This window comes from Endozoicomonas atrinae (genome assembly GCF_001647025.1).
Lineage (GTDB): Bacteria > Pseudomonadota > Gammaproteobacteria > Pseudomonadales > Endozoicomonadaceae > Endozoicomonas > Endozoicomonas atrinae.
The window spans coordinates 1-25875 of sequence record NZ_LUKQ02000075.1; the positions used below are offsets into that span (position 1 = coordinate 1).

The 25875-nt window shown below is 47.2% G+C and carries 17 protein-coding genes and 1 pseudogene; 8 read left to right on the forward strand and 10 right to left on the reverse strand.

Features of this window, described 5'->3' with window-relative positions:
- A pseudogene (locus AK963_RS35320) lies at positions 1–190 on the forward strand (IS630 family transposase); the annotation flags it as partial.
- 577 nt (positions 191–767) lie between these two features.
- Positions 768–2867, forward strand: a complete 2100-nt coding sequence (locus AK963_RS12395) for an inositol phosphate phosphatase SopB (protein WP_066015770.1) — start codon at positions 768–770, stop codon at positions 2865–2867.
- 73 nt (positions 2868–2940) lie between these two features.
- Here the strand turns inward: AK963_RS12395 and AK963_RS12400 are convergent, their stop codons facing one another.
- The gene (locus AK963_RS12400) at positions 2941–3774 is read right to left on the reverse strand and encodes a thymidylate synthase (protein ID WP_066015771.1); all 834 of its coding nucleotides are present in this window, start codon (positions 3772–3774) and stop codon (positions 2941–2943) included.
- Positions 3771–4634 carry a prolipoprotein diacylglyceryl transferase gene (gene lgt / locus AK963_RS12405; protein ID WP_083232613.1) on the reverse strand — a complete coding sequence of 288 codons (864 nt, stop codon included), beginning with the start codon at positions 4632–4634 and terminating at the stop codon, positions 3771–3773. The genes AK963_RS12400 and lgt overlap by 4 nt, the downstream gene beginning before the upstream one ends.
- A gap of 304 nt (positions 4635–4938) precedes the next feature.
- Between lgt and AK963_RS12410 the strand changes: the two genes are divergently transcribed.
- Complete coding sequence (locus AK963_RS12410; RefSeq protein ID WP_066015773.1) at positions 4939–6309, forward strand: L,D-transpeptidase family protein; 1371 nt, start codon at positions 4939–4941, stop codon at positions 6307–6309.
- On the opposite strand, the gene AK963_RS12415 is transcribed toward AK963_RS12410, so the two are convergent.
- Complete coding sequence (locus AK963_RS12415; protein ID WP_066015774.1) at positions 6306–7088, reverse strand: sulfite exporter TauE/SafE family protein; 783 nt, start codon at positions 7086–7088, stop codon at positions 6306–6308. The genes AK963_RS12410 and AK963_RS12415 overlap by 4 nt on opposite strands.
- A 465-nt stretch (positions 7089–7553) precedes the next feature.
- Between AK963_RS12415 and AK963_RS12420 the strand changes: the two genes are divergently transcribed.
- The 3 genes from AK963_RS12420 (at position 7554) to AK963_RS12430 (ending at position 12578) form a co-directional block, all read left to right on the forward strand.
- The gene (locus tag AK963_RS12420) at positions 7554–9476 is read left to right on the forward strand and encodes a PrkA family serine protein kinase (protein ID WP_066015775.1); all 1923 of its coding nucleotides are present in this window, start codon (positions 7554–7556) and stop codon (positions 9474–9476) included.
- Positions 9477–9745: 269 nt separating this feature from the next.
- Complete coding sequence (locus AK963_RS12425) at positions 9746–11035, forward strand: YeaH/YhbH family protein (RefSeq protein ID WP_066015776.1); 1290 nt, start codon at positions 9746–9748, stop codon at positions 11033–11035.
- A complete protein-coding gene (locus AK963_RS12430) occupies positions 11022–12578 on the forward strand; it encodes a SpoVR family protein (RefSeq protein WP_066015777.1) in 1557 nt (518 codons plus the stop codon). The genes AK963_RS12425 and AK963_RS12430 overlap by 14 nt, the downstream gene beginning before the upstream one ends.
- 104 nt (positions 12579–12682) lie before the next feature.
- On the opposite strand, the gene AK963_RS12435 is transcribed toward AK963_RS12430, so the two are convergent.
- Entirely contained in the window at positions 12683–13549 is an 867-nt protein-coding gene (locus AK963_RS12435; protein ID WP_066015778.1) for a cation diffusion facilitator family transporter, read from the reverse strand.
- A gap of 435 nt (positions 13550–13984) precedes the next feature.
- On the opposite strand from AK963_RS12435, the gene AK963_RS12440 reads away from it, so the two are divergent.
- Entirely contained in the window at positions 13985–14287 is a 303-nt protein-coding gene (locus AK963_RS12440) for a cold shock domain-containing protein (RefSeq protein WP_274520515.1), read from the forward strand.
- 353 nt (positions 14288–14640) lie between these two features.
- Positions 14641–15321 (forward strand): DUF2726 domain-containing protein, encoded by a 681-nt coding sequence (locus AK963_RS12445; protein WP_066015779.1) that lies wholly within the window; start codon positions 14641–14643, stop codon positions 15319–15321.
- A 63-nt stretch (positions 15322–15384) separates the two neighbouring features.
- On the opposite strand, the gene glgB is transcribed toward AK963_RS12445, so the two are convergent.
- From glgB to AK963_RS12475, 6 genes are all read right to left on the reverse strand, one after another.
- Complete coding sequence (gene glgB, locus AK963_RS12450; RefSeq protein ID WP_083232615.1) at positions 15385–17628, reverse strand: 1,4-alpha-glucan branching protein GlgB; 2244 nt, start codon at positions 17626–17628, stop codon at positions 15385–15387.
- A gap of 137 nt (positions 17629–17765) precedes the next feature.
- Positions 17766–19295, reverse strand: a complete 1530-nt coding sequence (locus AK963_RS12455) for a glycogen synthase (protein ID WP_202969762.1) — start codon at positions 19293–19295, stop codon at positions 17766–17768.
- A complete protein-coding gene (gene glgC, locus AK963_RS12460) occupies positions 19216–20439 on the reverse strand; it encodes a glucose-1-phosphate adenylyltransferase (protein WP_066015781.1) in 1224 nt (407 codons plus the stop codon). The genes AK963_RS12455 and glgC overlap by 80 nt, the downstream gene beginning before the upstream one ends.
- A gap of 195 nt (positions 20440–20634) precedes the next feature.
- Positions 20635–22278, reverse strand: coding sequence for a phosphoglucomutase (alpha-D-glucose-1,6-bisphosphate-dependent) (gene pgm / locus AK963_RS12465; protein ID WP_066015782.1), 1644 nt, complete (start codon positions 22276–22278; stop codon positions 20635–20637).
- Positions 22279–22643: 365 nt separating this feature from the next.
- A complete protein-coding gene (gene glgX / locus AK963_RS12470; RefSeq protein WP_066015783.1) occupies positions 22644–24794 on the reverse strand; it encodes a glycogen debranching protein GlgX in 2151 nt (716 codons plus the stop codon).
- A 208-nt stretch (positions 24795–25002) separates the two neighbouring features.
- A complete protein-coding gene (locus tag AK963_RS12475) occupies positions 25003–25761 on the reverse strand; it encodes a hypothetical protein (RefSeq protein ID WP_066015784.1) in 759 nt (252 codons plus the stop codon).
- Positions 25762–25875 lie beyond the last annotated feature (114 nt).

Here is a 25875-nt window from a genome sequence, read left to right on the forward strand (position 1 = left end):
ACCATTCGCACCGGAGTTAAACAGCTCAGAAAGGCTATGGGAGTGGATGCGGGAGCATGACTTATCAAACAAAGCATTTTCAGGTTATGAAAATATTGTAGATTGTTGCTGTGAAGCTTGGAATAACCTTTGCAGCGAAGCTGGTCGACTGTTCAGTCTGTGCTCCCGTGATTGGGCAGTTATACAGTAGTTAGAAAATTCAATTGGTATTACTTGGTCTAATGGTATATAGCCACCAAAAACCTGAGAATAAGATCCAAAGGAATTACTCTAGACGTGGTGGGTATTCTATGACTAATCATTTTCGCCCAACATTGACAACAGAGAAGACAGGAAGCCAGCTTCAGACTGGAGTAAAACAAACTGTCACAGGGCTTTGGCCTAAAACAGCACGTGCTGTAAACAGCGTACCCGGCAGAATATACATAGGTCTCAAGTGGTTAGCATCCCTTCCCGGAAAAATTCACCCGAAGATTTCAAATCGAAGAAGAATCTTTAAAAGATCTATAAAGCTAATAACAAAAAAACCGAGACAAATCGGGAAAATAATATCCAAGAAACGACCAAAACTGTCTTTATCAAAAGTAGCCCATTTATTTAATCGACATTTTTCTTCCTCAATTCACCCTGAGATAAATTGCAGCGACCAAAGCAGTCCTGTCTCAAAAATACATGCGGTTGCCAGACTCGTTGATTTTAATCCCGGCACAACTGGCACCAGTAGAACATCACTTTTTGAAAGCCTCCCTTATGATGATGAAGATTTGGTGCCTTTAATTGATGAAAACGACACTGATCAGGATGAAGTCGATCAACTGTCATATCAAGAAAAGGTTTCTGCACATAATCAGGCAGTGCATCTTGCACATGCCTCATGCCTCGAAAAACCGGGCGTGAGCCCGAGCCTGACAGTGACCAACAAAGACCGTTTTTTTAGAAATGTGTGGATGCATATTTCCGAAGTGCAGCTGGATATTTTAACCGCTAAGCTAAAAAACAGGAGGGGCTTGGTTCAGAAATTCATCCTGGATACTCAAGTCGCTTTCTTACGATATGGTCCATCAACTGCTTCAACACTGGCAAAGCTCGATCAATTAGAAGAAAGCACCCTTGACTTCACCCGAGGATTACTGAAGCACAATGATCAATCAAGGACCCACCAGGGACTACAGAGCATCACACAGTCCCTGGAAGAGGATTTCAAAGGCCTGAGGCTATTCATTGAGCATACGACCAGACATGACTTCCGAAGCAGTCACCAGTACCTTCAGCAGATTCACGTTTATGAGCGCCTGGTAGAAAATCTGATTTCGCTGCCCCCCTATCGAAAAGAAAAGGAGAAATATTTAGAAAAAGCAACAGCGTTAATTAATCACAAGAAAGAGAATGCTCTGGCTCTCTACTTACCAGAGGAACCAGCACTCAAAAGGAATGAGAGACAGGTTAATGATCCGCCAGTGGAATCAGTTTCCGATAACATGGATGACTTCCTCGAACTGGACTGCGCTCTCAGAAAGCTTTTTTCAAACACGAAACACTTTGATCAAGAGCTGATGAAGGTGCTCTCAGAAAACGCCCAACCTTTTGAAACTCAGTTTAATGTTTATCTGGATGGAACATGGAAGGAAATCAGCACATCCTATATCCCTGCAGCAGCAATGCGCCTTCATAGCTCAACAGAACTTTCTGTAGATCAGCCCGGCCCCAGATGCCCCTTCGAGCTGGACTATAAGGGAAAGATGGCTCCTTCCATGCAAAGAGATACCAAGCATGCGGTCAATATGATGGGCTACACAATGAAGATTGATGGTCAGCCGGTTACCCGTCAAATTCGAGTTGGCTGCCCACACGCCTATGCGGAAAAGGATGAAAGCACGCGGGAAAGAGTCACTCACGATCGCATCAAGGAGATTTTCACCGCCCTGCTGGTTCAAAACCACCAACAGGAACTTCAGGAAGCGATCAGTAATCCCTGGCATACGCCTATCAATCTGGAGGCTGTCTATATGAACCTGTTGAGCCCGGATTCTATTCGAAACAACAGGCTCATGACCGCTATCGGACAGGATGACGAGAAGAAATGGGTTAAAAAACTTCATGAGGCTTTCAAAACGCTTTCAGGACAGGAAATGGAGCTGACTGTCTACCTGGACTGCGGGCAGGACGTGACCGTTAAAATAATTCCTGATGTCAGGATGTTTGTTATTCCCTGTAACCAGCTGGCACTCAAACAGCCAGCACACAGTAGTTTTTTTAAAAAGGCCTTAAACTACTTAATGAGAACGGCCGGCAACACATGGAAAACCGTTAACACAGTTAATAATGAGTCCATTTCCTGGCTTATGGGGCCTGATGGTTTGGTCAGTAGAAAGATAGGCACTCTGCCAGAAGACAGGCAGAGAATAGTGATTGCGTTGAATAACCAGCTCTGGGACTTATTAAATTCGAAAAGGGGTTTTGAAGCTATAGCCCATGACTTTGATCCATATATTTTTGCAGAATTACTGTTTCAAATTCTTGAAGCGCTGAACATTGATATTTTCAGCGGCTGCAAAAGTAACAAAGACCGAACCTCTATTGTTCAAGCAGTTCTTCAGTCACTGCTGACAACTGACATGCACCTTCATCAGAGTCAGGCATCAAATCCACTCTATAACATAATTGTTGAACTGTTCATGGTTTATGGTGGGCACACTGAAGTACAGAAAAGGAATACAGGACTGGTGGGTTTTCGACTGGATGAAACACCGGTTCGGGACATGAACAGAATCAGCACCGAACTCATGAGGCGCAACCCGGGAAGAGAAAAAAGGAAACAAAGAGCCATTTTTTCTGATTCTGAAATGTTCACTCCTATCGAGTTATAACTCACTGAGTCCATTTATCCGCCGGTTGCCCCGCGGATAAATGGCCAAAGGTGATCTGGAAGAAGGCTCCCGGTTAAACGGATACAGCCGCTTTTATATGTGGATGGGCTTCATAATTCACCAGCTCAAAGTCATCACCGGTAAACTCAAACAGATCACGAACTGCCGGGTTTAACTTCATCTGAGGTCGCTGATAAGGAGTCCGACTTAACTGTTCTTCCGCCTGATCCAGATGATTAGAATAAAGATGGGCATCACCAAAGGTATGCACAAAATCGCCAGGTTCCAGGTCGCAAACCTGCGCAATCATCATCGTTAACAGCGCATAGGAAGCAATATTAAACGGCACCCCAAGAAAGATATCCGCACTGCGCTGATACAACTGGCAGGAAAGTTTTCCATCCAGAACATAAAACTGAAATAGGCAATGACAGGGAGGCAATGCCTGACGCCCCATAGCGGCATTTTCTTTTGGCGAGTAGGCAACATCAGGAAGTACTGATGGGTTCCAGGCGCTGATAACCATTCGCCTTGAATCAGGATTGGTTTTGATCTCATTCAACAACCACTGAATCTGGTCAACCACTTCACCATTGGCCCCCTCCCAGCTTCGCCACTGTTTGCCGTAAACAGGGCCAAGATCCCCTTCATCCGTTGCCCACTCATTCCAGATCCGGACACCATTTTCCTGAAGGTAGCCAATGTTGGTATCCCCTTTGAGGAACCACAATAATTCATGAATGATTGAGCGCAGGTGACACTTTTTGGTCGTCACCAGGGGAAAGCCTTCAGAAAGATCAAATCGCATCTGATAGCCAAATACACTGTAGGTACCCGTACCGGTTCGATCCGCTTTGAAAGTACCATGATCTTTCACATGCCGCAGTAGGTCCAGATATTCTTTCATCGTTTTTTCGATCCACGTTTATTCATTCCGGCCTTTTCCAGCCAGGAGGCATCATCACTGTTCATACCATTAACCAATGGGTGATGACGATATCCCCAAACCATAAACACAATACCCATAATGATCATGGGCAAAGATAACAGCTGCCCCATGGTTAGCCAGTCAAAGGCAATAAAACCAAGCTGGGCATCCGGCTCCCGCACAAATTCAACGGAAAACCTTGCCAGTCCATAGATCAGCAGGAATAGTCCGGAAATAGACATTCTTGGCCTGGGCTTTGATGAAAACCACCAGAGAATGCAAAACAGCACGAGCCCTTCCAGAAAGAACTGATAAAGCTGGGAAGGGTGTCGTGCCATTTGACTGGGATCGGTTGGAAACACCATGGCCCATGGAACATCAGAAGCTCTTCCCCAAAGCTCTCCACCAATAAAGTTGCCTATTCGACCAAGGCCCAGCCCCAGGGGCACCAGCGGGGCAATAAAGTCTGTCACCTGGAAGAAGCTCTTGCCCTGGGAGCGACCATAGAGCCACATGGCTACAAGAACCCCAAGAAGCCCCCCATGGAAGGACATTCCGCCATCCCAGACTTTGAAAAGCCAGAGAGGGTCTCTGGCAAAGTAATCAAAATGATAGAAGATTACATACCCAGCTCGTCCGCCCAGGATAACCCCGACAGCACCATAAAAAACCAGGTCACTGACCTGTTCCGGGCGCCATAAGCCTTCAGATCTCTGGGCACGAACACCACCCAGCCAGAGTGCCAGTGCAAAGCCTGCAAGGTACATCAGACCATACCAGTGCACACTTAAGGGGCCAAGGCTAAACGCCACAGGATCTATCTCAGGATATGCAATCACAAACCACTTCCGATAAATAAAAGTCTGCTCAAGTGTACCAAGGTAATTGGCTGCTGAGCCAGCCAGAAACAGGATAGATTAATACCATCCCCCATGACCTTACTTTTCCATTCACCGAGCGTAAAAAATAATGAGTCTTAGACCGGTTTTACTACGTCTTATCTTTCTTCTCTACTGCTGATAACTATTTTCTTGCATAACCCAACAACACAAACTTAATTGAGAGGGTGATTACAAGCATAAAAAACCAGAAACAAGCCGTTTTCTTGACGCTTAAACGTATTTAACAGTTACAGAGGATGTAATGCGTCATATTACCTTTGCTTTCATTATCATTTATTCCTCCTTTTCCCTAGCTAACCAGGAAAAGTCAGGGAATGAGTTAATCCAATGGCTGTCAGACCTGTCCAGGCATGGCATTGATATTTCGTCAGATCACTGGCTTGCCAGTGTTGAAAGTCAATCGGATAACAGAACTCAGGAAATCGTTCAGCTCTACTCAAACTACCTGGACAGGGGAAGGCTGGATAAACGATATTTTCAGCCTGGCTGGACCATTCCAAATCAACCTGAGCTTCCAGGCACACCGTCAGCACTCCCTCCAATAGAGGATATTCAACCAAGCATTCCCGAGTACCAATATCTGGTTGATGCTCTGAACGATCTTCAGTCATGGCGTGGTTTGGCCTACCAGATTTTTCCAAATAATCTGGTACTATCTGAAGGTGATAAACACCCGGCAGTATCATCACTAAATGCATGGCTTCTGGCACTGGATCTGGCAGAAGGCCTTCCGGACAATACATACTCCCAACAACACAAAGATGTTCTGAGCAGTATTCAGCAGGAGTACAATTTAATCCCCGATGGCCGTCTTGGGCCAATGACACGACAGGTATTGCTTTTGATTACAAATCAGCGAATACGAATGCTAAAAGCAAACCTGGAAAGGATCCGGTGGCTTCCCAAAAAGCTGCCCTACCCCAGGGTATGGGTGGATATTGCTGGATTCATGACCAGTTATAAAAGCAGCCCTCAACGTACCTTTTACTTTAAAACCATTGTTGGCTCTCCCAAAAAGCAAACACCGGTATTAAAAAGTAATATTGAAAACATCACCGTCAACCCCATCTGGAAAGTTCCACACAGTATTGCTTCCACTAGTCTTTTACAACAACAACAAAAGCATTCAGGTTTCCTGGCCAGAGAGGGCTTCAGGGTTTACCAAAGCTGGGACCCCAAGAGTCCGGAGATTCCTATTGATTCCGTCGACTGGAACAACCTGAGCGAGCAATCATTTTCCTTTCGCCTTGAACAACAGCCGGGAGAACTCAACCGCCTCGGTCAATTCAAACTGGGATTCAGAAACAATTACAGTGTTTACCTACACGACACTGATAAACCAGAGCTTTTTAATGGCAGCAATTTATCCCTTAGCTTTGGTTGCGCAAGAGTCGATAATATAGAAACGCTGATAGAAACCATTGCTTTGGATCAGGGATTAATGCCTGTATTAAACAATTACAGACAATCCGAGACACCTCAGAAAATACACTTAAATAAAAAAATACCTATTTATATTGTTTATTTTACAGCCTGGCCGGATAAAACCGGCCGGGTCAGGTTCAGGGATGACATCTATCAGCTGGATAATGAACTGATCAGTTGGTTTTAAATTAAAAACTGCATTCCAACAACAAGTAAAAACAGAGCAAACATCTTCTGCAGTTTTTCTGCAGGCAGCCCATGAGCTATACGGGCGCCAATTCGTGCAAATAAAACACTCGTTAAGACAATCCCGAGAAAAGCGGGCCAATACACATACCCGGTTGCCATAGCAGGCAGTTCAGTACCCTTTTCACCCAACACCATGTTTGATATGGCCCCCATTACAGCGATAGGAAAGCCACAGGCCGCCGACGTTCCAACAGCCTGCTTCATCGTCAGGCTGATTCTGCGCAAAAATGGGACAGAGAGTGTACCTCCCCCAATACCAAACATACTGGAAACGGTGCCAATCACAACGCCTGCAATTACCAGTACTGATTTCCCAGGAAATCTGGCTCCTTCATGGACCTTAAAACCGAACCACATTTTTGCCGACACCAGTATGGCAAATCCCCCCAGAAGCTTCTGCAACACGTGCCCGCTCAGATTCACGGCGGTATAAACTCCGAGAAAAGCACCGGCAAGAATACCAACACTTAGTGTGGCAAATATCCGCCATTGAACAGCTCCCTCATCCTGGTGCGCTTTGATCGAGCTTAGCGATGTAACTACCATAGTAGCCAGGGATGTGCCAACAGCCATATGAGTCAAAACCTCAGGCGACATGCCCTGGATTTTGAAACTGAAGATCAGTACAGGGACAATAATCAGCCCCCCACCAATACCAAACAAACCAGCCATTACTCCGGCACAAGCCCCCAAGACCAGATAGAGGAGAAAGAGCATCTTTATTCCTTACAATAAATAAGATTCGTAATTATACGACGATAAATTATTATCAGGAGACTCTATTTTCAGGAAATTACTGTTAACCTGACATGCCAATAATTGATAGAAAACTCAGTAGAACTTATTTTTTGAGATTATTTTGAAATTTAATAAACCCACATGATCAATATATATACGACAAAGTATATTCAAATAGATGAAAAATTAATCTAGACTGATTGGATGCCTATTAAACACTTGTCTATTTTATCCCCACCCATTTTTTTTGTTTACAAATAATTCCTGAAAAATCAAACCGTAAAAGGTATAGACATTCTTATCTATTAGTTCTATAACGTAAATGTACGTACACTTTTTCATTATTGATAATGTGTCGTTCATAAGGATAGTAAGACTCCTGAAAATCATAATTAAGTAGTACGCCTTACAAGACTCACAACGATCAGGCGAGGGGGAAAACAGATGTCCATATTTGCTCAATACCAGCAGAGATACGAGTCCGTCCAACAGGAAGAGATGAGTCTCACGGAGTACCTGGAACTCTGCAAAACAGATCCCTGGGCTTATGCCAACGCAGCTGAACGTATGCTGAAAGCGATTGGTGAGCCTGAGGTGATTGATACTTCCCGGGATCCACGCTCAAGCAGGATCTTCTCCAATAAACTGATTAAACAGTACCCGGCGTTCAAAGAGTTCTATGGCATGGAAGAAGCCATTGAACAGATCGTCTCTTATTTTAAACATGCCGCGCAGGGCCTGGAAGAGAAGAAACAGATTCTCTACTTACTGGGACCAGTGGGTGGCGGTAAGTCATCCCTCGCTGAAAGATTAAAGCAGCTGATGGAAAGAGTACCTTTCTATGCCATCAAGGGATCCCCGGTTTTTGAATCCCCACTGGGATTATTCAACCCTGAGGAAGATGCTGAAATTCTCAAGGAAGAATACGGCATTCCAAGTCGGTACCTTAAATATATTATGTCCCCATGGGCCGTGAAGCGGCTGAATGAGTATGGTGGAGACATCTCTAAATTCCGCGTTGTAAAACTTTATCCAAGCGGCTTGAACCAGGTGGCTATCGCCAAAACCGAGCCTGGCGATGAGAACAATCAGGATATCTCCAGCCTGGTGGGTAAAGTCGATATTCGCCAATTGGAAGAATACTCTCAGGACGATCCTGATGCCTACAGCTTCTCTGGTGCATTGTGCCGGGCCAACCAGGGCATCATGGAATTTGTGGAGATGTTCAAGGCACCGATTAAAGTGTTACACCCACTGTTGACCGCGACCCAGGAAGGTAACTACAACAGTACCGAAGGTCTTGGCGCCATTCCTTATGAAGGCGTTCTTCTGGCTCACTCAAATGAATCTGAGTGGCAGACTTTCAGAAATAATAAAACCAATGAAGCCTTTATTGACCGGGTTAACATTGTCAAGGTGCCTTATTGCGTAAGGGTCAGTGAAGAGATCCATATCTATGAGAAGCTGCTTGAACACAGTTCTCTCAAGGATGCTCCTTGCGCACCAGACACTCTGAAGATGCTCGCACAGTTCACCACACTGTCCCGTATCAAAGAGCCTGAAAACTCCTCTATCTACTCCAAGATGAAGGTGTACGACGGCGAGAACCTGAAGGATACCGATCCTAATGCCAAGCCCTTGCAGGAATACAAGGACATGGCAGGGGTTGATGAAGGCATGAACGGTCTTTCTACCCGATTCGCCTTCAAGATTCTGTCCAAGGTCTTCAACTTTGACCCATCAGAGGTAGCAGCAAACCCTGTTCATCTTCTGTATGTTCTGGAACAGCAGATTGAACAGCACCAGTTCCCGGAAGAGATACAGGATCGCTATCTGTCGTTTATCAAAGAGTACCTGACGCCCAAATACATCGAGTTCCTGGGTAAGGAAATTCAGACCGCCTATCTGGAGTCTTACTCTGAGTACGGTCAGAACATCTTTGATCGCTACATCACCTATGCTGATTTCTGGATTCAGGATCAGGAGTATCGTGATCCGGATACCGGCCATATTCTTGACCGTTCAGCACTCAGCGAAGAGCTGGAGAAGATTGAAAAACCTGCAGGCATTGCCAATCCCAAGGACTTCCGGAATGAAGTGGTTAACTTTGTTCTGAGAGCCCGGGCCAATAATGACGGCAAGAACCCAAGCTGGCTGAGCTATGAGAAGATGCGCTCCGTAATTGAGAAGAAAATGTTCTCAAATACTGAAGACCTGCTGCCTGTCATCTCCTTTAATGCCAAGGGATCTCAGGAAGATCAGCGCAAGCACGCTGATTTCGTCTCACGAATGGTTGCCCATGGCTATACCGAGAAACAGGTTCGCCTGTTATCTGAGTGGTATATCCGGGTTCGCAAGTCTCAATAAGAACGATCCCCGCCTGTCATTACCGGCAAGGCGGGCATAACTCTCATGCCCTGTAATAAGGAGGCTGTCCGGGAATGGCGCCCGTAGCGAGGATGGCAGAAAATTGAGAATAATAGTCCCGTTTTGTAAGGTGAATAGTGGTGCTATTTGCCAAACAAAATGGGGTTATTAGGCCAGTTTCCTGCCAACGCAGTAGGGCAGCTATTCTCGGACAGCCTCCCAGGGCAAATCACTATAAAGCGAACAGCAACTATCGGGGGAGCGTCTTTATGAGCATCATAATTGACCGACGCCTCAACGGAAAAAAGAAGAGTACTGTCAATCGACAGCGTTTTCTGAGGCGTTACCGCAGCCTTGTTAAAGAGGCAGTACAGGATGCTGTTGATCAACGCTCAATCACCGACGTTGAAAGCGGCAGCAATATTACCATCCCGAAAAAAGACCTGAATGAACCTTTTTTTCATCACGGTCAGGGCGGCCATCACGGCCACGTTCATCCGGGTAATAAAGAGTTTAACCAGGGCGATCGTATTCAGCGACCGCCGGGTGGTGGCGGTCAGGGTACTGGAGATGGCAAGGCCAGCGACAGCGGTGAAGGTGCCGATGATTTTGCTTTCCAGATCAATCGAGATGAATTTCTTGAGTACCTGTTTGACGATCTGGAACTTCCCAACCTGGTCAGAAAAGAACTGAAAGACAGCACGGACTACAAATTAAAGCGGGCGGGCTTCACGACAGCTGGTTCACCTGACCGTCTAAATGTTGTTCGATCACTGCGTGCTGCCCATGCGCGACGGATAGCCCTGTCAGGAAAAGATCGAAAAGTGATCAGAACCCTCAAGCGAGAGCTTCGGGAAATGGAAGTCAGCCCGGATGAGGTTGACCAGCTTCAGGCACGTCGAATCCGTGAAGAGATCAATGTACTTAACAAGAAATTGAAGCGCCTGCCATTTATTGATGATTTTGACCTGCGCTTCAATAATATGGCTAAAGTTCCCCAGCCTTCCAGCAAGGCGGTGATGTTCTGTGTTATGGACGTTTCAGGCTCCATGACCCGGGAAATCAAGGACATGGCCAAGCGCTTCTTCCTGCTTCTCTACCTGTTCCTGGAGAGAAACTATGAAGCGGTAGAGGTCGTCTTTATACGGCACCACAGCGAAGCTCGTGAGTGTGATGAGCAGGACTTCTTTTACGCCAGAGAAACCGGGGGAACCGTTGTATCCACAGCCCTGCGCCTGACTGATGAAATCATCACTGACCGTTATTCCCCCAACGAGTGGAATATCTACATCGCCCAGGCTTCTGATGGTGACAACTGGGAAGCAGATTCCAGTAAATGTCACGACATCATTCTGGAAAAACTGCTCCCGGTTTGTCAGTACTACTCCTATGTAGAAATCACAGATCGCCATCACCAGAACCTCTGGTATGAGTACAAATCCATAGAGCAGGCACATCCAGGACATTTTGCCATGCAGCAGATCCGCAGTTATGCGGACATTTACCCAACCTTCCGCCGTTTATTTGAGAAAAAGGAGGGAAGTCATGTTGGAAGCTGAAGCACCTGTAAAAAAATCAAACAAAAGCAAAGAGCCGCTTTCTACCGGCTCTGACTGGACATTCGAGCTACTGGAGATCTATGACCGGGAGTTTGCCCGGCTGGCCGACAAGTTCAGACTGGACACCTATCCGAACCAGATAGAAGTGATCAGTTCTGAGCAGATGCTGGACGCCTATTCTTCTGTGGGTATGCCGTTGATGTATAACCACTGGAGCTATGGCAAAACCTTCTTGAGCAACCAGCAGAACTACCAGCAGGGACGAATGGGTCTGGCGTATGAGATAGTAATCAACTCCAACCCCTGCATAGCGTACCTTATGGAAGAAAATACCATGCCTATGCAGGCACTGGTTATTGCCCATGCCTGCTATGGTCATAACTCTTTCTTCAAGGGTAACTATCTGTTCAGACAGTGGACAGATGCCAGCGCGATTATTGACTATCTGCTGTTTGCCAAGAGCTATCTTGCCAAATGTGAAGAGAAGTACGGCATCAGCGCCGTCGAGGACGTACTGGATGCCTGTCATGCTTTGATGAATCAGGGGGTTAATCGCTATGTTCGACCAACCCCGATGTCTGCGGAGCAGGAAAAGGCTCGCTCACAGGAGCGGGAGGAGTACATTCAGCGTAACCTGAATGACCTCTGGAGAACTATCCCTGTCCGCGAGAGTGAACAGGAGAAAAAAACGGTTCGCTTCCCTAAAGATCCGGAAGAGAACCTGCTTTACTTCATTGAAAAGAATGCCCCCCTGCTGGAAACCTGGCAGCGGGAGATCATCCGCATCGTGCGCAAGGTTGCTCAATACTTCTACCCTCAGCGACAGACTCAGGTCATGAACGAGGGCTGGGCGACTTTCTGGCACTACCACCTGATGCATGAGATGTATGATGAAGGCCTGATTACTGAAGGCTTTATCATGGAATTCCTGCACTCGCATTCAAGTGTCGTATTCCAGCCAGATTTTGATGACCCACGATACAGTGGAATCAATCCCTACACTCTGGGCTTCAATATCTTCCGGGATATACGCCGAATCTGTGAGAACCCGACGGATGAAGATCGGGCCTGGTTCCCGGACCTGGCAGGTACTGACTGGCTGGACGCGGTTCACTTCGCCATGCAGAATTTCAAGGATGAAGGCTTCATTCTTCAATATCTGTCGCCTAAGGTAATGCGGGATATGCGGCTGTTCAGCATTGATGACAACGAAGTTAACCCTTACCTGGAGGTGGATGCAATCCATGATGACTCAGGCTATCGTCAGCTCAGGGAAAACCTGGCCGCACAATATAACCTGGGGAACCGGGAGCCCAATATTCAGGTTTACAATGTGGATGTCCGTGGTGACCGCTCACTGACGCTTCGTCATTACATGCACAAAGGAAGGCCGCTTGATGAGGAAAGCACCTGTGAAATCATTAAACACATTCATCGCCTGTGGGGTTTTGATGTGAAAATGGAGTCTGTGGACGAAGAAAGTATCGTTCAATATGAACATACTCTACCCAAGGAGAAGCAATCCCCTGACAAAGCCTCCTGATCATGCTGTCAGGCTGCCACCAGGCAGCCTGACAGGCATTTCTCTGATTAATCCCTCAACTTCCTCGGCAAGCAACTCATCATTGTGCCAGTTGGTAACGCCCCCTAGGGACAACGGGTGCTCTTTGTTTCCAGAGTCGAGTGATTGATGCAGAACTGATGCCGTAATGCCACCCTGATTTTTCTTTTAACCATCTCAGGCTCAGCGCCATTCAACAGAATACGGCCTTCAAAAAAAATCTTTTTATCGTCCAGCTGCCAGACGTGCATAAGACCAACTCTTTTCACACCCTCAATACTTTCCAAGGCCGTCCTTATCTTTTCAATATCAATGCTACTGGGAACCCCCTGCATAAGAATAATAATGCAGCGTCTCAAAAGAATAGCGCCGTTGTAGATCACATAGATTGATATCCCGATCGTTGCTATCACATCAAAAATATAGAGCTGATAGTTGATGATCAGCACACCGGCTACGATGACGGCCAGAGAGGCAACCGCATCTGAAGCATTGTGTATAAATACCGCATTGATATTGATATCACTTCTGGCCCCAGCCTTGAAAGTTAGCAGTGAGGTGGTGATATTAACCAGAAGCGCGATACCAGCAACCAACAGAACGATCCAGCCATCAATTTCCGTGGGGTAGAAATACTTACCTACAGCCTCAAATATCAGATAAATTCCCACAATCAATAAAAATACACTGTTTATTAAAGCCCCAAGAACATCTGCCCTTTTATATCCGTAGGTCATAACCTTATCTGCTGACTTGCAACCTATTCTCCTGGCGATGACAGCCACCAGGATTGCACCTGCATCACCAAGGTTATGTATCGAGTCTGCTATCAAGGACAGGCTTCCGGCAACACCGCCCCCAACGACCTGAACACCACTCAGGAAAAGCTTAATAAGTATTGCAAGACTCAGTTTTCCATCACCAACGGAATCATAATCATCATGCTGGTCCATGGATGTTTACCCAACATATCCAGAGGTTTTAATTGTAGTCTGTCGTACAAATACAGCTTAAAAATAGCAATTATTATCCACTGTAAAAGCAATCATCTGTCACACCCTATTGGTCATAGGTGTGAGGCAAGACGTTGTTCCAGGCCTAATACCCTCACAAGAAAAAAACCTGAAAAAGCCTGCAACATCAGCAGATAAAGCCTAAACAGGACTATTACAAAAACAATTTATGATGTTATATTGTAAGTTCCCTTTTCTGGCAGTCTGTAGTTCAGCTCCATTTATCGAGATGGGTTTCAGCAGAGATAATGGGATTAAAGTGGCAAGGACGACACTTTTTATGAATAACCATAAAAAAATGCCAAAAAATAAAACAACAAGGGTTGCAGTTTCCCAGCAGTTCCTTCAATGTAATATTTGAAGGATTTAAGCTGTATGGAAGCGACCAAGAAGGAAATGGAAGCTATGCTGGTAGGTACAGTCAAGTGGTTTAATAACCCCAAAGGGTATGGATTTATCCAGGCGCAGGAAGCGACAGAGAATCAGGATGTTCTCATTCATTACTCTGTCATTGATATGGACGGCTTTAAAACACTGAAAGCAGGCCAGGTGGTCAGCTTTGAGATCGGCCACGGCCCTAAAGGCCTGATCGCCACTAAAGTCGTACCCGATAACGGCAATGGCACTGCCAGTGAAAGCACTCAGAGTGCAACTCAGGAAGAGTCATTCCCAGTTTAAACAGGATTTAAGCTGCCCGAATACTCTTTTGTAAGACAGTAGTGTGTAATTCTCCACAGTACTATTCATTGTGGAGAAACACCTATTATGACAAAAGAATATTTGTTGCTATTATTTCCAGTCACTCTTTTATAAAAAGAATGTCTGGCTGTTCAGGCAGCTGATCAGGACTGCTCTTTCCGGCCATTATGCCGGTTAAAATCACAAGTGCACATTCTGCATCGCCAATGATTAGTCATACTGGTCTTCGCTCTCACCATCGCATTATTTGTGGGGAGGCTGTTGTTGACGTTTTTGAAAGAGCCACGTTTTTCATAAATCATTGACTCATAAATCCAAGACAAGGTAGTGCAGTGCTGCTGGACAGTTTCCCCCTCGTTCTTTCAGGCTCTCTGATTATTATTGCAGCGATTGCCTGGTATCTATGGCTTACTTTCAGCCCTTTCAAAGCCAAAACCAACACACTTCTGTTTGAACAGGACAAGCGTGCTTTTTTTGGCCAGCTGGATATTGCCGTTCGCAGTCATTTGATGGTTTTGCCTTCTTTACCCGTTGGAGATGTTCTTCAATCCGGTAAGTTCAGCCGTACCGCAATGGCACTTAATATCAAAAGAAATCGCCGGTTTGATTTTGTGCTCTATCACCGTCGAAAGATGGAAGTCTGCTGTGTGATTAACCTCATCCCATACAACACTAAGTCCAACTCAAAAGAATTCAAGCTATTACGTCAGCTCTGTGAAGCTGCAGACCTGCCATTGCTCGAATATGACATGAAGCCCTGGCGGGATGTTACAGAACTAAGGCGCACTGTTCTCGCTACCTGCGGATTTGAAGAGGAAGGCACTCCAGAATACGAACTCCCTACTCCAAGAGAAGCTATTGCTGAAGTCGAGACCATCGTTGATCCGGAATGCCCCAAATGCCATAGCCCCATGAAATTGCGAACGCTCAAAAAAGGCCCTCAGGCAGGCCTGGAATGCTGGGTATGCAGCACCTACCCAAGCTGCAAAGGCGCCAGGATGGTTCACTCCTGATCAGGGGACTATCCAGGATAACTGGCTACGTCACTTTGACGGAGCCAGTACATTAAACAGATATCAGGAACACTTAAGGATCACGGTGGCCAAAGGCGGCAATGTAAGAGAAAGGCTGTATGGCAGATGATGCATAGGGACTTCCTCCGCTTCAAGCTGCTCTCCTGCCGTAACACCGCTTCCACCAAAGCCCACATCGTCCGTATTCAACACTTCAGAATACCGGCCAGCTTCGGGAACACCAATACGATAATTCTCACGAACAACCGGTGTCAGATTACAAATAACCTGCACAGACTGCCCCTCATTATCATAGCGGCGGAACACAAGAACACTCTGACTGCTGTCGTCTCCAGTTGTCCAGGCAAAGCCCTCTGTCTTGAGATCACCTGCAAACATCGCAGACTCTGAACCATGAAGCCGGTTAAGCGTTTTAACCAGCCTCTGAATACCCGCATTAAACCCTTCCGGATTCTCCAGTAAATTCCAGTCCAGCGCCGTATTCTGATTCCACTCTTTATGGGTACCCAGTTCAGCCCCCATAAAGAGCAGTTTTTTACCGGGATGTGCATACATAAATGCCAGATAAGCCCGCAGGTTGGCAAAGCGCTGCCAATCATCACCCGGCATACGGGTCAAAATAGTGCCCTTACCATGAACCACTTCATCATGGGACAGGGGTAGAACAAAATGCTCACTCCAGGCATAAACCGTACTGAACGTCATCTGACCATGATGATGCTGACGATAGACAGGATCAAGCTTCATATACTCAAGCGTGTCATTCATCCATCCCATGTTCCATTTGAAGTCAAATCCAAGCCCACCGTCAGCAACCGCTTTGGAGACACCTGGCCAGCTTGTTGACTCCTCTGCAATGGTCATTACATCCGGGAATGCAGCATGAACCTTCTCATTGAACTTTTTCAGGAACGCCACGGCTTCCAGATTCTCATTACCACCATGAATATTGGCTTCCCATTCACCGTGATTCCTTGAGTAATCCAGATAGAGCATGGAGGCAACCGCATCTACACGAAGACCATCAATATGAAATTCATCCAGCCAGTAAAGGGCATTACTGATCAGAAAGTCCTGAACCCATGGCTTACCAAAATCATAAATACAGGTTTGCCAGTCAGGATGCCAGCCACGGCGAGGGTCTGGATGCTCATAGAGTGATGAACCATCAAACCTGGCAAGCCCATGGTCGTCACTGGGGAAGTGGGCAGGCACCCAATCCAGGATGACCCCAATGCCCTTCTGGTGACACTTATCCACAAAATAGCGGAAATCATCTGGTGAACCATAACGGCTGCTGGGCGCATAAAGACCCACCGGCTGATAACCCCAGGAATCAAACAACGGATGCTCTGACACAGGCAGCAACTCAATATGACTAAAGCCCATGTCTGTAACATAAGGAATCAACTCATCGGCCAGTTCACGGAAAGTAAGGAAATCATTATTCTCTTTTCTTTTCCATGAGCCTGCATGCACCTCGTAAATAGAGAAAGGCTGCTCTTCATCGCCCCTGTCTTTTCTTTTACTCATCCATTTCTGGTCTTTCCAGGAATAGCTTTCGACACCCTGAACAACAGAAGCCAGTCCAGGCCACTGCTCAATATGCCGGGCAAAAGGATCAGTTTTCAGGGGCAGCTGATTACCGTGGTAATCACGGATAGCGTATTTATAGTGATCTCCGGGCTGAACGCCGGGCACAAACAGGCGCCAGATACCATCATCAGCGCTGGCCATTGGATGGAGTCGATCATCCCAGCCGTTAAAGCTTCCCACAATACTCACAGAGCGGGCATAAGGTGCGAAAACCTTGAACAGCACACCCTGTATATTCAGTTTGCTGTTCACCTTGTGAGAGACCACCTGGGCACCAAGATGTCGATAAAGTCCTTCCGGCTCAATATCTGACTGGGCAAGAATATACTCCCCAAAACAGTACGGATCATAAACCACAAAGCTGTGGCCATTAGCCCAATGGATAGCCAGCTGATAAAGAAACGTTTTTTTTCTTCTGGGCAGATGCAGCTCAAACACACCAGCCTCATTACGACTCATCTCGCCCAGCAACTTGCCGGTGCGGTGGTCAAAAACCTCAACCATTGCGGCATCCGGGCGCCATGCGCGAATGACCAGACCCTTTCCTTCTGGATGAGGATGCAGCCCCAGTTCATCAAAGGGGGTTGCACACTGACTGTTAGCCAGATCTGACACCACAGGCGTTATGGCGGCCCCTGCTGTTACAGATGGTGCTGCTGAAGATGTTGTGGATGATACTGCGATATTCATAGCGTTGTTTTTTTCAGTGCAAAAATTGCCTGTCGTCAAAATCAGATTGACTCCTTATGGCCTGAAAGCGCTCTTATTCGAGAAGACAGGGCAAACTTGTATCTGGAAGGCTGAGAACCTCAGCCTTCCGCTTTTCCTCAAGATTCAACATTCAGAGCGGTTCGATAAACCTCTAGGTAATCCTGAGCTGACTGTTCCCAAGTAAATGACTCAGACATGGCATTACTCACCAATCGACTCATGAGCTGACTATCCTGATAGACAACTCGGGTCTGATTGAGGCAATGCAGCAGGGCATCACTATCAGCCGAATCAAACATAAACCCGGTTGCGCCCTCTGCTGCTGAACCATAACCTTTGACAGAATCCACCAGCCCACCAACAGCCCGCACAACAGGCAGGGTACCGTACTTCATACTGTACATCTGATTAAGGCCACAGGGCTCAAACAGGGATGGCATCAGGAAAAAGTCAGAACCCGCTTCGATCAGATGAGCCAGACGGTTGTCATAAGCCTCAACAAAGCGGCACTTGTCGGGAAAAGCACTGACCAACCGATTCAGCTCAGCAGCGGTAGCCCGATCACCTGATCCCTGGAGAACCACCTGAACATCACCCTGCAGAAGCTGCCACAGGGCGGGTATCAGATAAGCAAAACCTTTCTGCTCAGCAAGGCGACTGACCAGCCCATACAAAGGCTTATCTGCGATCACCGGCAACTGGAGCCGCTCCTGCAAAACCTGCTTACAGACCTGCTTGCCAGAAAGATCATCCAGAGAGTAATTGGCTGGCAGCAAGGCGTCCATTTCAGGGTTCCACTCCTGATAATCACAGCCATTAAGAATACCGGAAAAATCCTGTTTTCTTCGCCCGATGACATGAGCAAGACCATGAGATCCAAGATCCGTCTGGAGTTCTTCAGCATACCTTGGGCTCACAGTTGTGATTTTATCCGCAAAGGCAATCCCCCCCTTGAGCAGATTAATATGCCCATGGTCTTCAAAGAAATCCGGGGTATACCAGTGGTGATCAATACCCAGGACGTCCAGTAAGGCACTGTCTGTATGCTGTTGATACGCACCATTATGAATGGTCAGGACAGTCCGTGTATCAGCAAAGAAGGCATTTCCAGACTCATGGATTTTCAGATAGTACGGCAAAAGTGCCGACTGCCAGTCATGGCCATGAATAATATCCGGTTTAAAGCTTAAAATCTGACAGGCCTGAAGCGCAGCCTTACAAAAGAAGGCAAACCGCTCAGTGTTATCACCAAAACCTTCACCCTCATGGGTGTAGAGGCCACTGCGGTCAAAGTACTGGTTGTGCTCAATCAGGTAAACCGGGACGCCTTCAAACTCCCCCTGTCTTATGGCAAAACCCATGTTGCCATATGAACCGAGACAAACCTCTCCAACCCCAACAACATCCGTTGTCAACGCTTCCAGAGCCTGACGGTAAGCGGGCATAATCACCCGGACATCATTTCCGAGCTTGCGCATCCAGGGCCCGAGAGCGCCGGCCACATCGGCCAGCCCTCCGGTTTTGACAATACCTGCCAGCTCTGAAACTGCAAAAAGTATTTTCAAATCAGAACCCAACTCTTGTTCCTCTGGGAATAACCACCAGACCAGAATCAGTGACCTTGAAGCGCTTAAGATCCTCTTCACGATCCACACCGATGCGGGTTCCCGGTGCAATTTCTACACGCTTATCAACAATAACCCGATTCAGTACTACGCCTTCACCAATGGTGACATTGGGCAGAATAACCGATTCGGTAATTCGGGTATTGTCGCCAATCTTGACGTTGTAGCCTACCACACTGCGATGCATATAGGTGTCATGGAATACGCAACCCACACCCACCATGGAGTTGTTGATCTGACCCTCACGTTCTTCACGGTCAAAAGCGATCAGCGCCGGTGGATAGGGTGGAATATAGGTGCGAATCGGCCAGTCCTGATTGTGCAGGTCGATGGGCGGCTCACTGGTCAGCAGATCCATATTCGCTTCCCAGAATGAATCAATGGTTCCTACATCGCGCCAGTAACCATTGTTTTTGCCACCGGGAACTGCATTTTTGGAAAAGTCATACACCATGACTTTTGCCCGCGGGTAAAGGGATGGAATGATGTTTTTGCCAAAGTCGTGGTCAGACCCTTCATTGGCATGATCATCCAGCAGCTCTTTCACCAGACACTCTTTGGTGAATACGTAGTTACCCATTGAAGCCAGCACAAAGTCCGGGTTTCCGGGAATGGTTTTCACATTTTCCTTAGGCTTTTCTGCAAAGCCGATCATACGGCCATCTTCGTCAACCTCGATAATACCGAAGTGATGGGCCTGATCGACAGGTACAGGAATCGCCGCAACGGTCAGATCAGCGCTGTGCTGCTGGTGATACTGAACCATATCCCGCACATCCATGGTGTAGATATGATCACCACCAAACACACAGACCAGATCAGGATTGTGCGACTCAATGTGATTCAGGTTTTGATACACCGCATCCGCTGTGCCCTGATACCAGTCACTGCCGGTATTCATCTGGGCTGGCAGCGTATCAATAAACTTGTCCGCCAGACCGGCAATACGCCAGCAACGTTGCAAGTGCTTGCTCAAAGAGTGCGACTTGAACTGAGTAATCAGGTAAATCTTGTGAAGATCGGAGTTCACAAAATTACTCAGTACAAAGTCGATGATTCGATATTGTCCGCCAAAAGGAACCGCAGGTTTTGCTCTCATCCCCGTGAGTGGAGCAAGCCTGGATCCTTCTCCCCCGGCCAGGATCATGGAAAGGACTGATGCCATGGTCGATTTTCCTGTTATCTGCATTATGATCTGAAAGTATTAAGGTCAATCCCTGACCCATTCCGGGCTATTGAATAAAGCACTACCCCGGAAGAATCCCCCACTTGCCTGAAATCCAGCACCCCTATGCTGGCCTCAGACAAAGTATTCCAATGCTGCGACTGATTCAGCTACACGCCTGTAGTGAATAAAAAGTCACACACCATTTGCCTTAAAGACTTCGGCGACAATCTCCTGAGCTTCACTTTGCAGATGGGAAAGGTGCTCTTTCCCTTCAAAACTTTCGGCATATATTTTATAAACGGCTTCAGTTCCGGAGGGCCTGGCAGCAAACCAGCCCCGCTCGGTAACCACTTTCAGACCGCCAATCGCGGCGCCATTGCCAGAAGCATGGGTCAAACGGGCAATGATTGGGTCACCTGCCAGCTTTTCCGCTTTAACCTGCTCCGGACTCAATGCGGACAGGACCTTCTTCTGGGCATCATTAGCAACAGCATCAAGGCGCTGGTAAACCGGAGCACCGTATTTCTGTGTAAGCTCCTGGTAATGCTCACCTGGATCACGCCCGGTAACGGCCGTAATTTCTGCTGCCAGCAACGCCATGATGAAACCATCTTTATCTGTACACCAGGTATTCCCATCCCGGCGCAGGAAGCACGCTCCAGCACTCTCTTCCCCGCCAAACGCCATGGAGCCTTCCGAGAGACCATCAACAAACCACTTAAACCCGACGGGAACTTCGGTTACTGTGCGACCCAGACCGTTGGCAACACGATCAATCATGGCACTGGACACCAGCGTCTTACCGATTGTCGCATCAGAAGACCATTGAGGACGGTGGGTATAAAGGTACTGGATGGCAACGGCCAGATAGTGGTTTGGGTTCAGCAATCCATGACCACGAGTCACTATACCGTGGCGATCAAAGTCCGGATCATTCCCGAAAGCAATATCAAAGTCATCTTTGAGGTTGATCAACCCGGCCATCGCGGAGGCGGATGAACAGTCCATACGGATCCTGCCATCCTTATCCAGGTGCATAAAAGAAAAAGTTGGATCAATTTTCTTGCTGACCAGCGTCAGATCAAGACCATAGCGATCAGCAATAGGTCCCCAATAATGCAAGCCTGAACCGCCCAGAGGATCAACACCGATGCTCAGTTTACCGCTGGCAATGGCTTCCATATCCAGAACATGTTCCAGGTCATTCACATAAGGTGTAATAAAATCATACTTGTGGACTTTGCCTGACCTAAGCGCCTGTTCGAACGACACCCGGTTAACACCAGAAAGGTTTTCAGCGATCAGCTCATTAGCTCGCTGTTCAACCCAGCCAGTAATGTCACTGCCCGCAGGGCCACCATGGGGAGGGTTATATTTAAAGCCGCCATCTTCCGGTGGATTGTGAGAGGGGGTAATTACGACCCCATCTGCGAGCTTGCTGTGACTGCGATTGTAGGAAACGATAGCATGAGAAATAACAGGCGTTGGTGTGTAGCCACGTTCCTGATCAATCATGACATCCAGATCATTCGCAGCAAACACTTCAACAGCGCTGATTAAGGCAGGCTCAGAAAGAGCATGGGTATCCATACCGACAAAAACAGGGCCTTCGATTCCATGAGCACAGCGATATTCACAGATCGCCTGACTGACAGCCAGAATATGGGCTTCATTAAACGAGCCATTGGAAGAGGTTCCACGATGACCCGATGTGCCAAAAGCGACACGTTGACTGCTTTCTGCCTGATCAGGCTGTATCGTATAATAGTCACTGACCAGCCGGGGGATATTTACCAGAAGGTCATCAGTGGCGGGTTGGCCTGCGAGCGGATGCATGGCGGTTCCTCAGTAATAAAATGGCAGAAAATGCTCAGGTCGGCTGACAGCAAGAAAAACCAACACTTTATAACCATGAAAATGCAAACCATTCATCATTTTTGAAAGATAAAAGTCAGCTCACATTTACCGCTCATGGTTATTTTCTATACTATTTCTTTAATAAGGCAGAGAATAATCCGCCCACCTCGCAGAAATTAACAGAAAAAACCGCCACCCAACACAAACAAAAGCAGAGCATCAGTCTATAAGCATGTAATAATGCTCACGATACCGACTATTTTATACGGATGCATTGCCGTTTATTACTGATTCAACATACGCCCATTATTATGAGATAATGGGCGGTTAAGCACGACAGACTGCTAGATCAACTCTTTAACAACCACCACAGTGTGTCCTGGTACTTCATACCAGCCCTGATTCAAGACCATCTCTTCCCGAAAAGCCTCTGTATTATCCAGATCTGTGGATAAAACTCGCTGCCAACGAACGGTATTGCCTGTATCTGGCAAGTTGAAGCGCCGGGTTTCAACCTCATTATTGACCAATAGCACCAGGCTTGGCTGGCTATCCACAGGACAGCGGTATCGCATCACCAGTGCATGACCTCGCTCATCAGGCAGCATTGCTGCTGTCAGAGGTATGCCATGAGTGTTAAACCAATCGAGCACAGCGCTGTGCCATTGGCTGTCATCCGTCTGATAACGAATCCCCAGTAATGGCTCTGACTTACGCAAATGAATGAGCATTGATGTGAACTTCTGCAGCTCTGCACCATCAGGGTTCTCATTGTTATTGCCGCTGACTTCAGCCAGCCATGACCAATCAACCCAGCCAATCGGGTTATCCTGACAGTAAGCATTATTATTGCCATGCTGACTGTTGCCAAACTCATCCCCTGCCATGAGCATGGGGATACTTCTAGAAAACATCAGTGTTGTCAGCAGATTTTTACGTGCACGCAATCTGAGCTTCTGAACAGCGGGATCACTGGAAGCCCCCTCAACACCGTAATTCCAGGACAGATTATGCTGATCACCATCCCGGTTGCCTTCACCATTCGCCAGGTTGTGCCGGTGCTCAAAGGACACCAGATCGTGAAGAGTAAAACCATCATGGCTACAGATATAGTTAACGCTTCCGGCAGGCCTGCCACGCCCAAACAGGTCCCTGGAGCCAGTCAGGCGCCAGGCAATATCAACGACCTGATCCTTATCACCACGCCAGAATGAACGAATACCATCCCGGTAACGGTCATTCCACTCATGCCAGTCTCTTGGGAAGCCCTTCAGTCGGTAACCTTCAGGCCCAAGATCCCAGGGCTCTGCAATCATCTGTCGGGTAGACAGAACCGGGTCCTGAAATACTGCCTGAAAGAATGCACTGTGAGCATCGAACTGCCGGTGTCGTCTGGCCATGGTCGGCGCCAGATCAAATCGAAAGCCATCGATCTGATACTGCTCAGCCCAATACCGCAGGCTATCCATCACCAGCTTAATGGTCTGGGCACAGTCAAAGTTCAGGGTATTTCCACAGCCGCTATAGTTGGTAGTAACCAGGTGCCCACCGTGATGATCCAGCAGATAGTAATCTTTCTCAGCCAGTCCTCTCAGACTGAGGCTTGGACCATCAGAGCCCGCTTCACAGGTATGGTTGTAAACGACATCCATCACCACCCGAATACCGGCACGGTGCAGCTCACGAACCATTGTCTTCAGTTCATCGACAGGGTCATCGATAGCGTACGACGGCTCTGGTGCCATAAAACAAAGAGGGTTGTAGCCCCAGTAGTTTTTCAAGCCCAGTTTCCGTAATCTTGGCTCGCTGAGAAAGCTGGTAACGGGCAGCAGCTCAACCGTATTGACACCCAGGTCCTTGAGATAATCAATCACTACGGGGTGACACATCCCCAGATAAGTTCCTCTCAACGCTTCTGGAATAGCGGGATGCTGACGGGTAAAGCCCTTTACATGGCTCTCGTAGATAATACTGTCATCATGAGAAATTTCTGGTCTGGTAACGGACTGCCAGTCAAACTGATCTGTCCTGACCACTGATTTGGGCAGCAAATGGCCATTATCCTGATCATTGAACAACCAGTGATTTCTTTCCTTTCCTGAGTAATCATAGACAGCTGGCTGCCAGTTAATAGCACCTTTAACCTCACGGGCATAAGGATCCACCAGCAGTTGATTAATATTAAAGCGCAACCCCTCATCAGGAGCCCAACGGCCATCGGCGCGATAACCATAGGCCTGACCTTCCTGTAACCCTTTAACCAATACATGCCAGATGCCCTTTTCAGGGCCATGCATGGGAATACGCTGCTCCACTCCAGTGCTGTCAAACAGACACAGCATCATGGCTGACGCTTCCGGTGCATATACCGCAAAATTCACACCTGCAGCAGAAGCAGGAAGCGCTGGGTGCAGCTGCTGATTCAGAAAGTTAGCTCCCAGATGGTGGCAACTTCCCGGGCCAAATGATTCTATCGTTATTCGTGGCTGATTCATGTATCCGAGACATCAACATATTGGAATATGTTGAATCTTAATTTGATTCACCGACAATAACTACTGCTGTTAAAAATGTTCTTTTAACCAAGACTATTCACTGGATTATATTGTGGGCTATTCCTAATAATATTCCTGATGTTAAATAAGTCTGGAAGCAGGTTAAAAAACAGCCAGACTCTACTAGCAAGCTGATAACCATCCTTGTTCAAAGTAATGGTTGCTCATCACTTTCTCTTTTTCGACTTTTTGTTTCAGTAAGCTCAAACGCCCCGGCCATCTCGGGTAAGGGTGAGTATACTTCGGCAGTCACCTGTGATTGAGATGGGTCACTTCCCGCCCCCCCAGAAGTTAAATCAAGAGACACAGTAGCTGATTGATGGCTTGGATCAGGTAGGCTTGCGCTGCTGGAGGGTCTATAGATAACACTTGGTTCTCTCCTTTGAGCACCTTCCTCACCAACCGTACATCTAGAAATACATTCGTAAATACCCATGCAAAGCAGCCCCCCAGCTAAAGCAACCCCGATAGCAAAAGGAATAGAGAAAGCTGGGTCAGACCATACTGAGTCCTCTCCATCACCTGCACCTGAAGTAGACAAATGTGGGTTAATAGGTGTTACCGATGATGAAGCACATAACGGAAGCTGATTGAGAAACAAGGCACCAGCTATAAATACTTTGGCCAATCTCACGCATAAATCTTTCCCTGTCGTACTGGGTGTGATACTCCGATTAACAGCAGCAGTACTCGAGCAGGATTCTTTAACCTCACGCCCTCCCATATTACCTGCACATAATTCAGGCACAGAAGAAGGTAATCTATCCGAGCCATCACCACCGGTAAAAGGTTTGGTTAACAGTGACAAAACTGATGACATAAGAACTTCCGAATCAGCCAATATTAAGGTTGTTTTCTCTGGTAGGCTGCAAAAATAGATCTGGTGGAAAAATAATACCAATCGCATTTTCTAAATCCTTAAGCTGCCGCCAACTATGCTTAGGCATCATTACCATGCATTATCTAGAACAGATGTCTCGTCGACCACAGCTACCCGAAGGTTTTAATGATGTTGATTTTC